At 53.6% G+C, this 17,088-nt stretch carries 12 protein-coding genes; all 12 read right to left on the bottom strand.

Features of this window, described 5'->3' with window-relative positions:
- Nucleotides 1-2 precede the first annotated feature (2 nt).
- The gene (locus B7994_RS03365) at nucleotides 3-911 is read right to left on the bottom strand and encodes a MoxR family ATPase (protein WP_088637046.1); all 909 of its coding nucleotides are present in this window, start codon (nucleotides 909-911) and stop codon (nucleotides 3-5) included.
- Between the two features lie 23 nt (nucleotides 912-934).
- The gene (gene nadE / locus B7994_RS03360) at nucleotides 935-2,482 is read right to left on the bottom strand and encodes an NAD(+) synthase (protein WP_233142982.1); all 1,548 of its coding nucleotides are present in this window, start codon (nucleotides 2,480-2,482) and stop codon (nucleotides 935-937) included.
- A gap of 2 nt (nucleotides 2,483-2,484) precedes the next feature.
- The gene (locus tag B7994_RS03355) at nucleotides 2,485-2,889 is read right to left on the bottom strand and encodes a hypothetical protein (RefSeq protein ID WP_088637045.1); all 405 of its coding nucleotides are present in this window, start codon (nucleotides 2,887-2,889) and stop codon (nucleotides 2,485-2,487) included.
- A 64-nt stretch (nucleotides 2,890-2,953) separates the two neighbouring features.
- Nucleotides 2,954-4,132 (bottom strand): hypothetical protein, encoded by a 1,179-nt coding sequence (locus B7994_RS03350; RefSeq protein WP_088637044.1) that lies wholly within the window; start codon nucleotides 4,130-4,132, stop codon nucleotides 2,954-2,956.
- Nucleotides 4,133-4,201: 69 nt separating this feature from the next.
- Nucleotides 4,202-5,068, bottom strand: a complete 867-nt coding sequence (locus tag B7994_RS03345; RefSeq protein ID WP_088637043.1) for an NAD-dependent epimerase/dehydratase family protein — start codon at nucleotides 5,066-5,068, stop codon at nucleotides 4,202-4,204.
- Entirely contained in the window at nucleotides 5,068-6,549 is a 1,482-nt protein-coding gene (locus tag B7994_RS03340) for a DnaA ATPase domain-containing protein (RefSeq protein WP_088637042.1), read from the bottom strand. The genes B7994_RS03345 and B7994_RS03340 overlap by 1 nt, the downstream gene beginning before the upstream one ends.
- A gap of 382 nt (nucleotides 6,550-6,931) precedes the next feature.
- On the bottom strand, nucleotides 6,932-8,389 hold the full coding sequence (locus B7994_RS03335) for a hypothetical protein (RefSeq protein WP_088637041.1): 1,458 nt from the start codon (nucleotides 8,387-8,389) through the stop codon (nucleotides 6,932-6,934).
- Between the two features lie 2 nt (nucleotides 8,390-8,391).
- Nucleotides 8,392-11,073: a TIGR02171 family protein gene (locus B7994_RS03330; RefSeq protein ID WP_088637040.1), complete on the bottom strand. Its 2,682-nt coding sequence runs from the start codon at nucleotides 11,071-11,073 to the stop codon at nucleotides 8,392-8,394.
- Complete coding sequence (locus tag B7994_RS03325) at nucleotides 11,070-13,886, bottom strand: TIGR02171 family protein (protein WP_088637039.1); 2,817 nt, start codon at nucleotides 13,884-13,886, stop codon at nucleotides 11,070-11,072. Before B7994_RS03325 ends, B7994_RS03330 begins: the two co-directional genes overlap by 4 nt.
- Nucleotides 13,887-13,922: 36 nt before the next feature.
- Nucleotides 13,923-14,645, bottom strand: coding sequence for a transglutaminase-like domain-containing protein (locus B7994_RS03320; RefSeq protein WP_233142979.1), 723 nt, complete (start codon nucleotides 14,643-14,645; stop codon nucleotides 13,923-13,925).
- Between the two features lie 49 nt (nucleotides 14,646-14,694).
- Nucleotides 14,695-16,659 (bottom strand): hypothetical protein, encoded by a 1,965-nt coding sequence (locus B7994_RS03315; RefSeq protein ID WP_088637037.1) that lies wholly within the window; start codon nucleotides 16,657-16,659, stop codon nucleotides 14,695-14,697.
- A gap of 119 nt (nucleotides 16,660-16,778) precedes the next feature.
- Complete coding sequence (locus tag B7994_RS13870; protein ID WP_144063726.1) at nucleotides 16,779-17,027, bottom strand: hypothetical protein; 249 nt, start codon at nucleotides 17,025-17,027, stop codon at nucleotides 16,779-16,781.
- Between the last annotated feature and the right edge of the window lie 61 nt (nucleotides 17,028-17,088).

Genomic DNA, 17,088 nt, shown 5'->3' with positions numbered 1-17,088 from the left:
GCTTACCTAGGGATAGAGGTTTGCGAGAGGATTCCCGAGAGGATAGCATGCGAAGCGCCAGGAACACTCTCCTTCGCAAACACGCGATGTTCCATGACCGGATAGAACACCTTCTGGATGTCATCCGGATTCACGAAGTCACGGCCCGCAACGTAGGCACTCGCGCGGGCCATCTTGACCAGGTTGAGGCCGGCGCGAGGGCTTGCCGCAAGCCGCACGCCCGCGTCACTGCGGGTCGCCTGCACGAGCCTAACCGCATAGCGTTCGAGAGCCTCGTCCACATGGATCTTGCGGACATCCTCGCGAGCCGCAAGAATCTCCTGCACGCTCGTTACCGCAGAAAGCCTCTGGAGCGGCGTGCCTTCACGGTGTTCATGCAAAATCTGCAATTCAGTATCGAGCGTCGGGTACCCGATGGAAAGCCGCACCAAAAAACGGTCCATCTGCGCCTCGGGCAGCGGGAAAACCCCGTGGAACTCCACCGGGTTTTCCGTCGCAAGTACAAAGAAGAGTTCGGGCAGCCTGTGGGCCTCGCCCTCCAGGCTCACCTGGCGTTCTTCCATCGCTTCCAATAGTGCACTCTGCGTGCGGGGAGACGCACGGTTGATCTCGTCAGCCAATAGCACCTGCGTGAACACGGGACCCTTGCGGATCTCAAAATCGCCGGTATTCGCCCTGTACACGGCGCCCCCCGTAACGTCGGCAGGCAACAAGTCAGGCGTGAACTGGATGCGGGCAAAGTCCGCTCCTATGGCCACGGCGAGCGCCTTTGCAAGCGTCGTCTTCCCAGTTCCCGGAACATCCTCAATGAGCACGTGACCGTCGGCAAGGAGTGCCATCACGAGCATTTCAACGGATTCATGCTTGCCGAGCAGCACGGAATCCAGCGAATCCATCAATCGTCTAATCATAGCACTCCTATCGGGTTAAAGAACTACACGCCCTGGCTCTCGCGGTACTCGCCGCCGAACGCCATCCCGCTCACCGAAAGAATCGGCGGGAACTGGATGCGTTTTGCAAGCGCCAGCCCGCGGAAACGCCTGTGCCATGCACGCATGTCCTCGAGCGCTTCGTCCTTAGTCTTGAAAAGTTTCTTGAAATACTTCGGGTCGGCACCGATTTCCTTGCAGAGTGTCCCCTTCTCGAGCAGCTTCTCCGTCTCGTCCAGGCCATGGTTCTGGTCCACCCAGTATGCAAAAAGCCTGTCGTGGTACGGGTACTTGATCGGATCGCCCTTGCCCTCGTCCACATTCATCGCCTCGCTCAGTTCCGCACTCGCGGGCACGTCGATAGAGGCCTTCGGGATAATTTCCTTTTTGCGGTTAATGTAGCGGGCAAGTTCGTACACCTGGGTTTTCCAGAGGTCGCCGAGCGCACACATCACGCCGCAGCTGTCACCATAAAGAGTGCAGTAGCCGGCAGTGGCCTCGCTCTTGTTGCCATTGCAGGTAATGCCTGCACCGAGCACCGACGCAATAGAAAGCAACACGGAAGAAGAACGGGTTCGTGCCTGCAGGTTCTCGTACGCAAGGCCCTCGATATTGATTTTCCTGTCGCTACGTTCGAACTTGCACTTGCCGAGGCTTTCGCACACCGCATTCAGCATGTCCGAAATCGGGGCGACCATGTAGGGCGCTTTCAGGTTCTTCGCCAAGTCGCGGGCAGCATTCTTCGTGGTATCGGAATTGAATCGCGTCGGCATGTTCACGAGGTACACGTTCTTCGCGCCAATCGCCTCCGCATACAGCACTGCAGAGACGGCGCTGTCGATACCGCCGCTCGCACCGATGACCATACGTTCGATATGGAACTTCTTCAAGTTCTCGCGGATCATGTACACGAGTGCATCGTGCAGCACTGCAACCGGCTCGGCAGGCTTCACGGACTTCTCGCCCGAAATAAACTTCACGCGACCCTTCGTAATATCCAATAACGCCTCGCACTCGCGGAACTGCGGCATACGGTAGACCACCTTGCCCGTCTTGTCGTACACACGACAACCGCCATCGAGCGCATAGATGTTCTTGCCGGAATTTTCCGTACCGACGGCACCCATATAGACGATAGCCTTCTTGTTTTCCTTCACAAAATCCAAGCAGAACTCATCGACATCCTCTTCCTTGAGGACCGAGAATTCCTGGTAATCGGAAACGACCTCGAAATCATTGTCCCAGCCGTCCATGCAGCCATTGACATAGTGGTTGTACATGCATTCGTCGAGCATGGCGCTCGTACCCACGAGAATCTCGATACCTTTCGAAAGCTTTTCGAGCATCACGTCCGCATCGCGTTCCTTGATCTGGAACCCGATTTCATCCTGCATCGAGCCCAGCCTAAAGTAATCCCCCGTCATCGCATACTCGGGGAAAAGTACGATATCGGCACCCGCCTTCTTGGCACGGGCAACCACGGACTTCATCTTTTTGATATTCTCTTCCGGCTTTCCCGGAACAACTTCCATCTGCGCTATATAAACCTTCATGGTCAGACTCCTATTAAATCCATGCAAAACGAAACGGCACCAACAAGAAAGATAACTACAAAAAAAGACCTAACTAAGGGTGTTCCTTTCCACGTATAATCCTTCTTCCTTATCCTGAATTTCTTTACCCATATAAATATGGCAAGCGTAACAAGAGCGAAGAAAAGGGTTGTGGCATCATCTATAATTTTCAGTTTCTCATCTGAAATTATCGGATGCTTAAATATTGACACGATATTGCAGAAACCATCAACAGCACATAAAAGGGACAGAAAGACAACGGACAAAAATAGCACAGGCTGGTCATCCCAACGGATCTCTACAAAATCACCAATACTAGCCCTTTTTACTCTAATGCAATAAATAGCGATAAAAAGGTATAATGGGAAAAAGAGATAAAATTCCATACTACATCACAGCACGTGCCTTGTCGGGCACGTGCTCCAAGTCATTCAATGGTGCGAGCCACAATTATTCATATTCCGGAGCATTCCAGGACTCTGGAATCGAAGGATCGTCGGGATCCGAATTGCCGTAGTCGAAGAACGAGCCTGCCTTCCATTTCGAGACAGAGCCTATCACGGCCGGAGTGCACTTGCCACCCAGGCAGCCGGTCATCTTCATCAGCAGCTGGTTGCCGTAGACATCCCAGATTCCCTGCTTGAGAGCCTTGTTCTCGTTGCCCTTGAAGGCCTTCACCTCGAAGGTACGGTCGGCGCGCATGTCAAGGGACCAAGTGAGGCCGCCTTCGTCGGACTCCCATTCTCCCTCGAGATCGGCCGCAGGTACTTCGTTATACTTCAATTCGCTCAACGTGCACGAGACATCTTCCGCTGATATAGTCAACGTCTTATAATCCGAACTTACGGAAGCCGACACCAGCGCATACACAGGAGCACTGTAGAACAACGGGCGCATCAGGAGCTTGCCGCGGTGGATGTCGTAATAGCCGGCAGACCAGGATACAAGAGAATCGTTCGTTTGTTTGGCATTTCGGACAACATCGGTCGCCACATAGCGGCCCTTATAGAAGCTATAACCCGTAAAGGTATTCTCGCCGGTCTTGCAAAAGAGTTCCTTCGATGCAAGGCTGTCGCCGTTCGAAATGACTGAGGAATTCTTCTTGACTGTCGCCTCGGTGACATCCTTGTACTTGCCCCCATCCAGAGAATACTGCAGCTGGTCGTCCTCGTTCACGATAAATCTCATGGAGTGGTCCGAATCCTTCTCCACCAGTTCTTCCATAGACTCAATCGCCTTGTTTTCAATCTTGATAGAGGTAATGGCTCCGGAACTGAAACTAATCACGCCATCCTTGAAATCGGACGGGACCGCTATCCACGCCGTGTCGGGAATCCAGAACGAGAACAGGCCGTGCTTCTCGCCCGTCGCAAGGTAGATATCCCTTCCGAACATGTCCTTGAGTTTCATGTTCCTTTCGAGGTCATCGAGAGTTGCCGCGCGGGCACCCTTCGGGATGTCTTCGGAAACAGACGAAGAAGACTTCGCCTCCTTCGAGGAAGAAGATTTCGCGGAGGAACCGCCGGAAGAAAGAATGTCGTCAGAATCGGTGGGCGACTTGCTATCGCCACAGGCACCGAGAGCAAGCGCGAGAGCCGCGCAACCAGCAAGAGTCAAGAAACGTTTCATAACTAGTCCTTTTTTAAGGGAATATAATTCCTTTCTACGTAAAAATCCACGAAAAAAGCAAAAAAAAGGCTATAAAGCAGGTTCCGGGTGATAATCGAGGTCTTTTTCTGCATTTTCGATGTCAGGAACGGCATCGTAGAGGAACCCGGCAAGCGCCTGCTCGGCCGAAACACGCCTGCCGCCAATACGGTTCTTGAACACGGCAAGCATGCGGGCTAGCCACCAGGGAAGCGGCACCATCCAATGCCTGAGCCCCGCCTGCCTAAGCACACGGCGCGCCATTTCGGCCATCGTCATCACCTCGGGGCCGGCAAGCGCATACGTCTTGCCCACAGCATCACGCGCAAGTCCCGCGGCGGCGATACCCTTCACCAAATCGACACTCCGAACCGGACGCTTCTTCGCGGCTCCGCCGCCAGGCATCGGGTATAACGGGAACCGACACACGAAATCCGCAAACATCCGGAATTCCACTCCACCGCCATCCCCAATCACGAGCGTCGGCCGCACGATGGTCCATTCCAGTCCGGAATCCTTCACCGCAGCCTCCCCCGCAAGTTTACTAGCGCCATAAGGCGTAAGCACCGGGTATGTCACCGAAATACTCGACACATACAGAAGGCGACGAACGCCAGCATCCTGGCACGCCGAAACCACATTCCGCGTACCGCCCGCATTTATCTTCTCGAAGGCTTCCGCATCATTTGAAAGGAGAATTGCCGCTAGATGGAAAACGCAGTCCACACCATCGAAGGCTGGCCGGATAGAGCCATAATCCGCGACATTGCCATAAGCAATTTCAACACCGGACGGAAGCGATTGCACCAGGGTATCGCCCGGGAGCGAAAGAACGCGCACACACACACCGCGGTTCAATAGTTCCCGGCAGAGCGCCCTCCCTACGACGCCTGCACCTCCCGTTACTAGAACCTTCATCAGGTCTCCAACATGTAACGGATATCCCTGACGCGCCTTGCAAGGGCTGCATCCTTGTCCATCATGTCGATCAGGGAACGAATGGCGGCGATCACCGTGGAGTAATCGCGATTAAAAATCTTTCCCACCTCCTGTTCCGTTTCCGTCGTGAGTTCACGGCAGAGGAACATGGCAATCTTACGCGGGATAGAAGCGCCCTTGTCCTGGCGCTTGGAGGAAAGTACTACAGCATCGATATTGAACGACGCGGCGACAGTCTCGCTGATGCACTTGAGCGTAAGCGTTGCGCCATCGTTCTGCGGGGAAACCAGCAACTGCTTGATGCAGCGCAGGTTCAATTCCACTCCGTTCAGGCAATGCATCGCATCGAGCCAGTTGAGGAGACCTTCAATAAGGCGGAAGTTTGCACGGGGCGGAATGGAGAGGAACCTGCAGATTTCTTCGCGGTCATCGCTTGCGAACGGCAAACGTTCGGACTTCATGCGAATAACACCCATGCGCGTATTCAAATCAGGTTCGTCCATACCCACGGCCACGCAGTCTTCCAGATACTTCAGGAGAACCGACGTCAACTGCGGAACAGCAGCATCCCTAGAAGGCTTTTCGCCCTCGGCAAGCTTCTTGAACGAGCCCGGATGGCGATCGCACGAAAGGATAACCTGCTTGCCATCGTTGCGCAGGCTGTTGATCATCTTGGCCAGAATCTTCTGACTATAGACACCGCTCTTGAGCAACTGGATATCGTCAATGAGGAGAACATCGCATTCCGAATAAAGTTGTCTAAACTTTTCCTTGCACTCGGTCTGTTTCTCCCACTGCTTCGCCTGACCAGCCTCGATGATAGACATCGTATCGCGCAGGAAGTCGTAGGCCTGACGGTACACGATTCTCATGTCCGGCTTTTCGGACTGGAGTTTCGCGGCGACAGCATGCATCAAGTGCGTCTTGCCGAGTCCAGATGCCCCATAGATAAGGAGTGGGTTCATCGCACGGTCGCCAGGATTCTCGACAACAGAAACGCACGCCTTGTAGGCAAGCGAATTGCAGGAACCTTCGACAAAGTTCTCGAACGTATAGTTTGCATACATCGGAGAACCCAGAAGGGCCTTCTTCTTTACGCGCTTCACCTGAGCCGCCTGCTTTGCAGCCTGTTTCACCACGGGCGGAACCGGATTCGCGAGCTTCATCTCGGGAACCGGCGCAGACATTTCGCGCAATCGCACACGGTAATCTACAAACGAACTCCCGACAACGGAAGCGAACGCCTCGCGCAAAAGTTCACCATAATGACTATTGAGCCATGTTTCGCGGAACTTGTCCGGAACGGAAATCCATGCAATTCCGTCGTTCATTCCTTCGAACTCAATCGTTTCGAAGAATTGCATTCCAAAAGCGTTGAATTCTCCCCTGGACATCATATAGTCCTTCACGGACTGCCAGGGCGAAGTCGACAAATTCAATAAAGCAATCGTATTATCCACAATAAACCAAAAACAAGAGGGGCTAAAAAATCGTTAGGTCTAAAAATTAGATAAAGGAACCATAGCGAAATCGATGGCGAAATTTTTTTTGGAGAAAGGTCCCAAAATGCTACAAAAAAGGTATTTTCCCCGAAAAAAAATTTTATACCCGATTCTATCCCCATTTTTGGGGTGTTTAATCACGCAGGAATCAAACTGTCATCCCAATCAAAAGCACAACATATCAACAGAAAAATTTTGAACTATCCCTTGACAAACAAAATAATGAACAAAAAAGCACTAAATTAAGAAAAAACGGCGTTTTTACGTCAAATTAAGGCATTTTTTGACATTACGAAAACGTAACTCGTTGATATTACAATAGTTATGTAAGGTTTAAATATTATTTTCTCGCGAAAACAATAAAGTATGCATCAACATAGGCTGTTGACCAATCCGGGGACTTTTCGAGGGCTTTTATGACAGTTCCCCAGCGGGCATAGTAACGCAGGGGGAAAAGCGCCCGATCGACCCCCAGGGAATCGGCATCGGAAAGGAACAGCGACGGTTCGGCGGAATAGCGCAGGTAGCGTTCGAAAAAGTCCGCCGTCTTGAGTATGAAACGCCCGTCGATATAGATGGAATCCGACGGGTTCATGAACGCGAGGTAGCCGCCGGCACGGTCATCGTTGAAAAGCCTGCCCTCATGAGGGTGAGCCTTCATCCAGGCGGCAGCACCCACAGGCACGCGCTGGTAGGCGACCATATGCATGTCGTACGCTGCAAGCGATTTTGCCCAGAACCCAAGCAAACAGGCGACAAGGACAACAGGAGACACACGTACCACAGGCCCCATCGCCGCAAAATCCGGCAAACGGAGAATCTCTGGCCGCGGAGAACAAAGTACCGCAATAAACAACGGGAACAACAGCACAAAATTCCGCTCGGCAACAAGCGCAAGAATCGACGTTACAAACAAACTCACATCCAAAACCATATCGCAACGATACTTGAACAGGTTTACCAAGGAATACGCCAACGAAAAAAGCACAACAGCAAGCATAAACACCGACGCAAACAAGTTTTCGCCCGCCATAAGAAGCGTGAGCGGGCTACGGTTCTCCGCAATTTCGCTTGCAAAAATTGCTGCGGAAGGAGAAATGCCTAGCAGCCGGTCCAGGAGTCCGAACGGGTAAAGGAACAGGCGCACGCCTTCACTATGCAAAAGGGGCATCGCAAAAAGTAGCGTTACAAATACGATAGGCGCAGCCATCTGGAACGTTCGTTGCACGGTCCGATTCCTGTACAACGCATGCGCAAGGCACAGCAGCGCAAAGAGAGGGCCCAGGATGTATAACCCCTGAAACTTGCACCAGAGCCACTGCAGCAAAAGCAGGGCAAACGCCACAAGGAAGGTCTTCACTCGGTCCGCAGCATGCTTATCGCCCGAAGCAAGCCGTACAAGCAGCCACGGCACAACATTCCAGTACACACCGAGGAACAGGAGCGTAAATACAACCGGACGCATTTCCAGCTGGTAGCGGAATACAAACAAATAAAATACGGTAACCGCCACTACAATAGATTTAGGACGATTGCGCAAACCCGCAGGGAACAAGAACAATGCAAACACGGAGCCCCACAGGAGAGCCTTGAAGACCACAAGCAGCGGCGCTCCGCCTATGCAATACACAGAGTAAACAACCTGCTGAAAATATTCGTGGATATTCGGGAGTCCTTCACGGACGGGACTCCACGTCACCACCCACTCGCGCGCGCACGCCAGATGCCACCAGATGTCCGTATCCGTCAGCGGAAACAGGGCAAACAGAAATGATATCAGGAATACGACAAAAATCATTTCTACCGGTATTTCTGAAGCAGGGTATTCAATCTACCCGAAAGTTTGCGCGAACCAAAAAGATTCAGATGGTCATCATTAGCCGCCATCGATGGCGTATAATCGTGTTCACCCATCTTGTTTTCATCCATCAAGTGGAAATTCGCGTACTTCTTTTCCAGTGCCGCAATCTCGGCAATAAGTTCAGGGGCATCGCTTCGCCTGATACCGTAGCGCCCGTAGGAACCCGTATTGGCATATGCGGGGTTCTGCGGGAAAATAACTCCAAAAACATCAACCCCATTCTCGGCAGCAAGCTTTATCATGTCCTCCAGGACACCCAGATTGCTATAAAACTTCTTGCGGTCGGTACGAGACCATGTGCTATCGTACAGAATAGTCGGCGAATCGTCCCAACCCTGGCCAGTCGTCGAATACAACCCGCGATGGAACATTATCTTGTCGGCTTCTTCCGTACCCACAGAGGCCATCGTGAATTCCAGAATTTTCACATCACGGTCATCTTTCCAATAGTTGTGATTCTCGTCGTAGACATATCCCGGATAGAGCTTATAGCGATCGTAGAACAGGTTGTCATCGTCCCCGACCTTCCACCAGAAATCGATATCGAGAGAGACGACGATGTGTCGCAGGTTCGTCACGTTGCCCAGGACATAGCGTTCAAAGAAATCATGCGACTGAGCCATCGAATTCGGCGTCTGTGATAGGTTTACCGCAAAGAAGGAATTTATGATGGTCGGATCGATCCCGGAAAGCGGGCGCGACGAGCCGAGAATCACCACATCTGCAGAATCGCGGTAGCGCCACAGCAGTTCCATCTTGTAGCGGTACAGAGACATTTCCATACTGCCGCCAGCAAACATGTACACGCCTGCGCTATCGGGCGAAAGCGCGTTTTCTTCCTCGACAGGAATCGCATTTCCCATCCACAGGTCTGGATACGTGATGTCGACGCCCTCGACAAGGTCCGTCACCGAGGAATCCTTCAGATTGATCGCGACAATCTTGCTATGGACGCCTTCGTTGTCAACAAGCGTCCCTATAACCATATCCTTACGGTTCGTCCATTCCGTATTGTCAAAACTATACGAAGCCGGCGCAGGAATTCCCTGAATAAGTTTTCCTAGGCTATCGACAACAAGGAGCATCTCGTGCGTACCATACTTCCTGCCCGCAAAAGCCTGCCCCGTATAGCCACCGAAATCCAGGAACAACGTCCGCTTGGTTCCATCTAGGGCAAGGCTAGCATTACAAGCCTGTTCGCCACCATACCAGAACTCGTCCTGTTCCACATCGAGCAACGACATTCCCGAATCGGCCCTCTTTGCGCGTAGCATGCGGGCACCAGAAACAGCCAAGCGCCAATCCTCGCTAATTCCGCCATTGTAAGCTCCGGAAGCAACCCTGGTCAACTTCTTGAACATTCCTTGAGCAAAGCCAACCTGCCAAGTCGTTGCCGACTGGTATGCGGCCTCATTCTTGTTGTTTCCATTGTAGTCGACAAAGACGATAACCGTATCGCCATTTTCAAGCACGCGCCAACGGGGAATCGAACCGTGGACCTGTTCGAGTTTCCGGACCACGCTACTCGTGACATCAAGCGAGCGGACATAGATATTCGATTCACCCGCAACACCTTCCGGCAAGGAACAGAACGCAACGAACTTGCCATCGGGCGATACGGCAGGATGGTAGACATCCAGGGAATCGTCAATCTCGTATACGACTGGATTTCCACTGATAAAATTGACGTACGTGAGGGTTCCGGAAGATTCGTTCCTAAAGACAATCTTGCCGTTCATTGTCCCGAACATCGAGCGGAACGCATCGGAAGAAATGGAGACGTCCACATCGTCATGAACAGCAAATCCCTTGTTGTCGGTCATTGTCGGGTTCGGGATAATTCCATAGGCCAGGCGGAATCCGACATAGTCCGCCTTCATGTCGGCGGTTACCTGATAGACATCCGTCCTATTATATACGCGGACGTCATCGGGGTTATCCCTAAAGGAGCCTCCCTTGAGGATTCTCGTATTGAGCAGGCCGCCATTGAAGGCTCCTACATAGTTCTTATAGACGGCACTTCTCAAGGCGCCCATCCAGTCATTCACCCACTCCTTGACCCCGCCGATAAAGTTGCAGGGCCGGTCCAAGGTATCGACACATTTAGCATTCCAGTTCTGCCTCGCGACATACACCCATTCCGCTTCAGTCGGGAGCCTATACGCTTCCACATCAAAATGCGTCGTAAAATCGAGCAACGAGACGCAGTTACCGCTACCATCGAATATGGCATCGGTATAGGTATACACCGTATCGAGCCCCATCTTTTTACTCAGCGCATTCGCATATAGGGCAGCATCAAAAAAAGTCACGTTCACGACAGGTTGATCCAGAATCTCGGGATCGTATTCCTTGCCAAGGACATCTCCATATTCCCCGTAGGTAACTTCACGCTTGCCGATATAATAGTCATAGGTAAACTTGACCCTCATTTTCGGACACACCGAAGGCAATGCCTTACGACTATTTGTCCCGAGAATCGTCTCGTTTCCGGCCGAACGCACAAGAATCATGCCGTCGTCCTGTTCAAGCGACTCATATGTTGTTGCCATATAGGGCAGTTCCGAATTCGAACAACCCAAGATCACAAAAAGGGCAATCAATAAAAACAAGCGTATCATTTGAGCGTTTCCAGCAAAGAATCTAAACGGCGGGTCAACTGCAGGGCACCCGGGAATGCGAGGTGATCCGTGTTCTGCGCCATGGAATCGGCATAGTCGTGCTTACCCATCTTATTCTCGTTCATGAGAACAAAGTTTGCATATTCCTCTTGCAGCACTTGCATGGAATCGAGCAGGGCAGGCATTTCGGAACGTCTTGGTCCATAACGCCCCCACGAACCGGTTTCACGATACCGCGGATTCTGCGGGAACACGACACCGACAACATATACCCCCCGTTCTTCCGCCTTCTCAAGGAAACTGCGGAGCCTTTTCATCTGCCAGCCGACCAACCATGAATTTGTAGTGGTCCAGGTAGAATCCGTCTCAACAAACGGATCGCTCCACGACGAAGCCGGCTTGGAATTAAACCCGCGGCTATCGACATACGCATCCCTATAGGCTTCGCTTGCAGGCAGGCACTCATTCACCTTGTCCACAAATGCATCGGGTAGACCTGACTTCCAAAAATCGTGATGTTCATCGTAGACGTATCCCGGCACGCCATCTATCAGCATTCTCGTTACGTTGTCGTAGTTCTGCCACAAGTCAAAGTCTAGCGAGAACACGACCGCCTTCAGATTTTTCGCATGGTTCATCGCGTAGTTCTCTGCAATATAGAACGATGCATCCATCGAGTTCCAGGGATGCCCCATATTCAGGGAATAGCCCGCCTTGATTGAATCGGGAATGAGTCCGTCCTCGACGCGCGAACTGCCGACCAGGATATATTCAATTTTCTCGTGATTATTCCAGAAGAGTTCCATCTTCACGCGCATAGACTGGTGCAGGGCGTCAAGACCGGGAACAAGATACACTCCGGCACTGTCCGGATCGAGGAGGGCATCTTCGGCAGCAGGGATTCCCTGCATCGCCCAGATGGCGGGGTGCCAGAGTTCATCACCCTCGGCAAGTTCCACGATGGAAGAATCCGTGAGGTTCACGAGGACAATCTTCGAATGAGCTCCGCCTGCATTCGTGAGAGTTGCAACGACAAGATTATCGGCACCAATCACCCACTCGCTGTGGTCAAACGAATAACCCGCCGGAGCGGCAACAGACTGCACCAAGTTCCCGGTACTGTCGATAATGAGGAGGCGTTCATGCGTCCCGTAATCCTCGCCCACAAATTCACGACCGGTCTTCCCGCCGAAATCGAGAAAAAGACTGCGCTTGGAACTATCCTTTGCAAGCGACACGTTGCACGCCTGTTCGCCACCGTACCAGACCGTATCGCGGGCAGAACCCGCAACTGACGAGCCCGATTCCGCAACGCGGGCCCGCAGGAGCCTCGCCCCCGAAACCGCAAGCGAACCATCTTCGCTGATTCCGTCGTGATAGGCGCCGTCAAAAAGTTTCTCGGGAGAGCCGAACTTGCCTGCCTTAAAAACCACTTGCCATGTGGATGTCGCGCGGAAAGTCGATTCATCCTTGTTGTTACCCGCATCGGTCACATACACGATTGCAGTATCGCCACTTTCAAGAACGCGCCAGCGAGGGATTGCTGCAGATTTCACATCGAGCCTTACGGAAGATACCTCCGGATCCGCGCTTAACGGCCGAACAAAAACAGACGATTTGCCAGAAACGCCCTCGAGTCCCGTACAGTACGCGACGTATTTTCCGTCGGGCGATATATCCGGATGGTACGCATCGCGCGAGTCGGGCAATCCGACCACGGAAAGTTCCCCGCTGGAGTAGTTGATATAGGAAAGGCTTCCCGAGACATCATTACGGAAAACAAGCTTGGTCCGGTATGTCCCAGTCTTAGCACGCACCGTCGACGAATTCGCGAGCGGAATGACCCTGCTTTCTTGAGCGTTGCCGTCACCGCTGAGCCATGAAGGATTGGGAATCGCACCAAATGCCAGGCGGAACCCCACATAATCGGCGCGTGTCGAAGACGTGACCGCATACACGTCGCCACGTGTGAAAAGGGCGATAGAAGATGCTTCGTTGCGATAGCTACCGCCCTTCACGACGCGCTGCCCGAGAGAACCTCCATCAGGCGCGCCGACTAAGTTCCAAAACCTGCGGGAACTGTAAACGCCAAGCCAATCGTTCACCCATTCCATGGCATTCCCCACCATATCGCAGAATTCTCCCTTGTCCGCCTTGCCACAGACCGCATGCAGTTTGTAATCCGAATTTTCCGCAGTCCAACCCTTCGCAACATCCCATTTCTGCCGTGCGGCAAGCACCCATTCCGCCTCGGTCGGAAGCCTGTACGCATCGGCCTCGGTGCGCAATGCAAAACCTTCCAAGTTTATGCAATGGTGATTGGCGTCGAACAAGGCGCCGACATAGGTGTACGCCGTATCGAAATCCTCAGCCTTGCTGCGTTCGTTCGCAAAGAGCGCCGCATCGTAAAAGGTGATATCCGTCGCGGGCAAATCCTTATCGGCACAATCCAGCGAAAGCCCCGTTGAGCGTTCCATTAGCGCGTTGAATTCACTGCACGAGACCTCGTGCCGGCCCATCGAAAAATCGTAAGTAAATTCGGCGATGAACGTCGGGCGGTCCATGGCGCGGGAACTTTCATCCGAGCCCAGAACGGTCGCCTTACCGGTCGCCTTCACACGCAACAAGCCTTCGAGCGAATCGGTGACTATTTCAACGACAGACCGCGAATCGCCCGGATCACTAGAGTAAAGCGATTCCGAATTGGAACATGCACCAAGCACTCCACACAGCATGCAGCACAAGAATACGCCTAGAAGGGCGTACAAAGCGCGTACAGCAAAAAGGGCCTCGTTCTTCGAATCGGGTCGCATGTCACTAAAATAGATTATTTGAAATGTGCAGACCGGTTAAAGCGAGTCCGGAAGGCGTCTCTTCGCTATTTTCTGGTTCTCGGCGATTCCCGGATACTCAGGGAAAAGGTCTCCGGCCAGCCGGTACCAGCGCAAGGCACGTGACGGATCCGTTTGCAGGTACAAGTTACCCATATCAAATGCGGCAAGGCCCATAAACTGCGCAGGCAAAAGCGGCTTGAACTCAAGGCCGGTCCAGCGACCCGCCTTGTACTTCTTGCGATATTCCTCATCGGAGTAGGTATAGCCGCGTCGGTTGGGTTCCAGGTTCACCGTCTTCGGAGCGAATCCGGCCTGCGCACGGCCGTCATCCTTGCCATAGCGCAAATACACGTGCCCCGGCAGGAGAATCACATCAAGCGGAATTCCGCGGGCTTCGGCGACCATCATCGCAAGCCACGAAAGCCCCATGCAGCCCGACTTCCGGGTTTCAAGTACCCGCAGCGGGAGGATCGCCTCCGCAGAAACAGCCGCCTCGCCCGCCCCAGCAAATTCGATATTCCAGAAATCCCACAGGAGCGACTTCAGTGAGGCCAGCGGATCGCGCGTTACAGACAAATTACTGTCATAGAAGGCAAGGCCTTCACGCCAGTCGCGAACGCTATCAATGCATGTGGGAGCGCGGTTCTCGAAGGTACACGCCATCTCGGCGTACTTCGCGCTTTCGGGACGTCCCGTCCACAGCACGAGCGAGAGCGATACCGCCAGCAGGATTAGCAACAGCGGCCAAAAGAATCGGGAAAATAACGACGAGAGGCGGGCAAGCATCTTACCTTAACGCATCCCATTCCATCGGGGACTGCCAGAAATCGCGAGCGGTCATCATGTAGATGACGAGTCTCTTGCTCTGCATATCCTTCTTCATCTTCATCATGCGGTGATAAACACCGGGGCCGCCGCCCCAGCTGGTCAGCACCTGCACGTCGAGGCCGGTCGCGTAGGCGAGCAGCGAACCCGGCCCGCCACTCTTCTGGTCCACAGACTCGAATACGCCCGTGAACGAGTCGCCCATCAGGAGGATAGGCGCATTCTTGCCGCCCTTGTAGGGTTCGGAACCCTTGAGAATCTTCATTACGGGCAAGGTGTCCGCGGGGTATTTCGCCTTCTCGGCATCAGGCAAGTGCGCCACCAGGTCACCCTCGCGCATCGTAGTCGTCTCCTGCATGTTGAGCGAGCCCGGCTGGGCGCCGGCATCGCCATACCATGCGTATTGCGTCACGCGGGCGGCAAGCTGTTCCATGGCGGCAAGCATTCCGGGGAGAGCCCAGTGCGTGTCATAGCGCTGGTAGCTAAAGTGCGGAGGCTCGTCGCCGGCCTTGGCCGCCATGAGCGCCGGGTAGATATCGAGTACGTCAAGCCCTGCAGCAAGCATCTCGCGGGTAAACTCGCGGCCCGCGGGGTTCACGCAGAGGTCAGCAGGCGTCCCTGCCACAAGGCGCTCGCCGTAAATTTCTTCCTTCACGGGAACAGGAACCACAAGCAACTGCACCCCGATGGAATCCAGGTAGTGTTTAAGTTCCAGCAGGCGCGGGAGCGGATTGTGCAGGCTGTCCTGCCCTGTTATCTTGTCTGCAAGCAGGTAGTTCGCATTGCGGCGGAACCAGAGGAAGGTCTCCGCGGGCGATGCACCTGCAGTCGCCCAGGCGTTCTGTTCCTTCGGGAGTTTCGCAAGCGTCTTTTCCAGTGCCGTGCGGAACTTCGCCGTCTCTGCATTCGCGGGGCAACTGCCTTCCAGCGAGGCAATCGTCGAAAGTCTGAAGGAGGAATCCCTGTCGAGCGCGCGGTTCACCGGCACCACCTCGCCCGCAGCCGCAAGCGAATCGGCAACGGCCTTCGCGCGGAGCTGTTCTGCACTCAGGCGGAACGCAGGCACCTCGAAAGCGATCCACATGGGTTTCCCCATCGGGTTTCCGCGCATCACGGCAAAGGGCTGCATCTTGGAGCCCTCTGGCCAGAAACTTCCCGGTGTATGCGGTTCCAGGTCGGTATTGAGCGTCGGGTACCAGTAAGAAGAAAGCGTGCGCGCCCAGTTCATGGCATCATCGGCATTCATCTCGGCAGTCAGGTAGTAGTTGAGCACCTCGGCAGTCTCACCTCGCGATGCATACTTCAACCTTCCATAGAACGCAGTTCGCCCCGTCCAGGGTGCGGGCATCACCTCTGCCCACCACTCGACGGAACCATCGCTCATCGGGATCCCCCAGAGGCGGCTTACGCTCTGGAAAGCGCGGAAAACCTCAGGTTCGTCCCACTTGACCGCCTCGATAGCACCAAGCATCTGGGCTAGAGAATCGTTACCCGTCTGCGCATAGAGAATCTTGGAAAGAGGTTCCCAGGCCATAGGCTGGCGCCCTGCCACAGCAGCAGGTTCGTATTCCGAAAGCGAGTCCAGCATGGGAAACGGGTATTCGGCAAGTTTCGCGCCAGCCTTCACGCCCTTGTAGTTCTCGGGCCTTTCGTCCTTGCCCGCAAGGCGAATCGGGTTCACGAAGTAAGCAGCAAAGTCAAGAGCAGCAAGCGTCGGCTTGCTAACAACACGCACCTGCCTGTCGGCATCCACGACCTTCATCTCGAATACGGTCGTCGGGACCATCGAATCCACCGGTAACGCCGTCACGCCCGACACACTTGCGGGGATCGCCGTCGATTCTGTCGCGGGCTTCGGGGAATCACCCGAGGCGCAGGCACTCAGCCCGAAAGAAAGAGCAACAGCACAAACCCCCGAAAAGAACATCGCAGGAGCAATGCACGATAAATTTTGCTTTCTTGAAAAAAAAGTCATAAAAAATTTCCACTAGAACGCTGAACTTGTTTCTGGTGGAAATATAACTTTAAATTCTGTATGACAGACGCCTACGCGGCACCCTGGGAATTATCATGGTCTGATTCCCTTGTTTTTAGAGCTTCTATACGATGTTCCAGCAATTCCTTCACCTGAGGAATCAGCGAATCCTTGATACGCTCGAGGTAGAGGCACTGCAGCTGGATCATGCGGTCACGATGCCTACCCGCATGTTCCTGGATCCAGTTGCTCACCGCCGCCTGGCGGTTCTCAAGCTGGCTACGCAGTGTCTGTTGTATGAACGTTCGCTGTACTTCCATATAACGATGCATGTTAAATGGAAGACGATATGTGCGTATAAACTGCTTCAAAAGTTCCAGA

Origin of the sequence: Fibrobacter sp. UWR2 (assembly GCF_002210285.1) — a bacterium.
GTDB lineage: Bacteria > Fibrobacterota > Fibrobacteria > Fibrobacterales > Fibrobacteraceae > Fibrobacter.
Note: the sequence above shows the minus strand (reverse complement) of the source record. Positions and strands in the feature narration are given on the sequence as shown.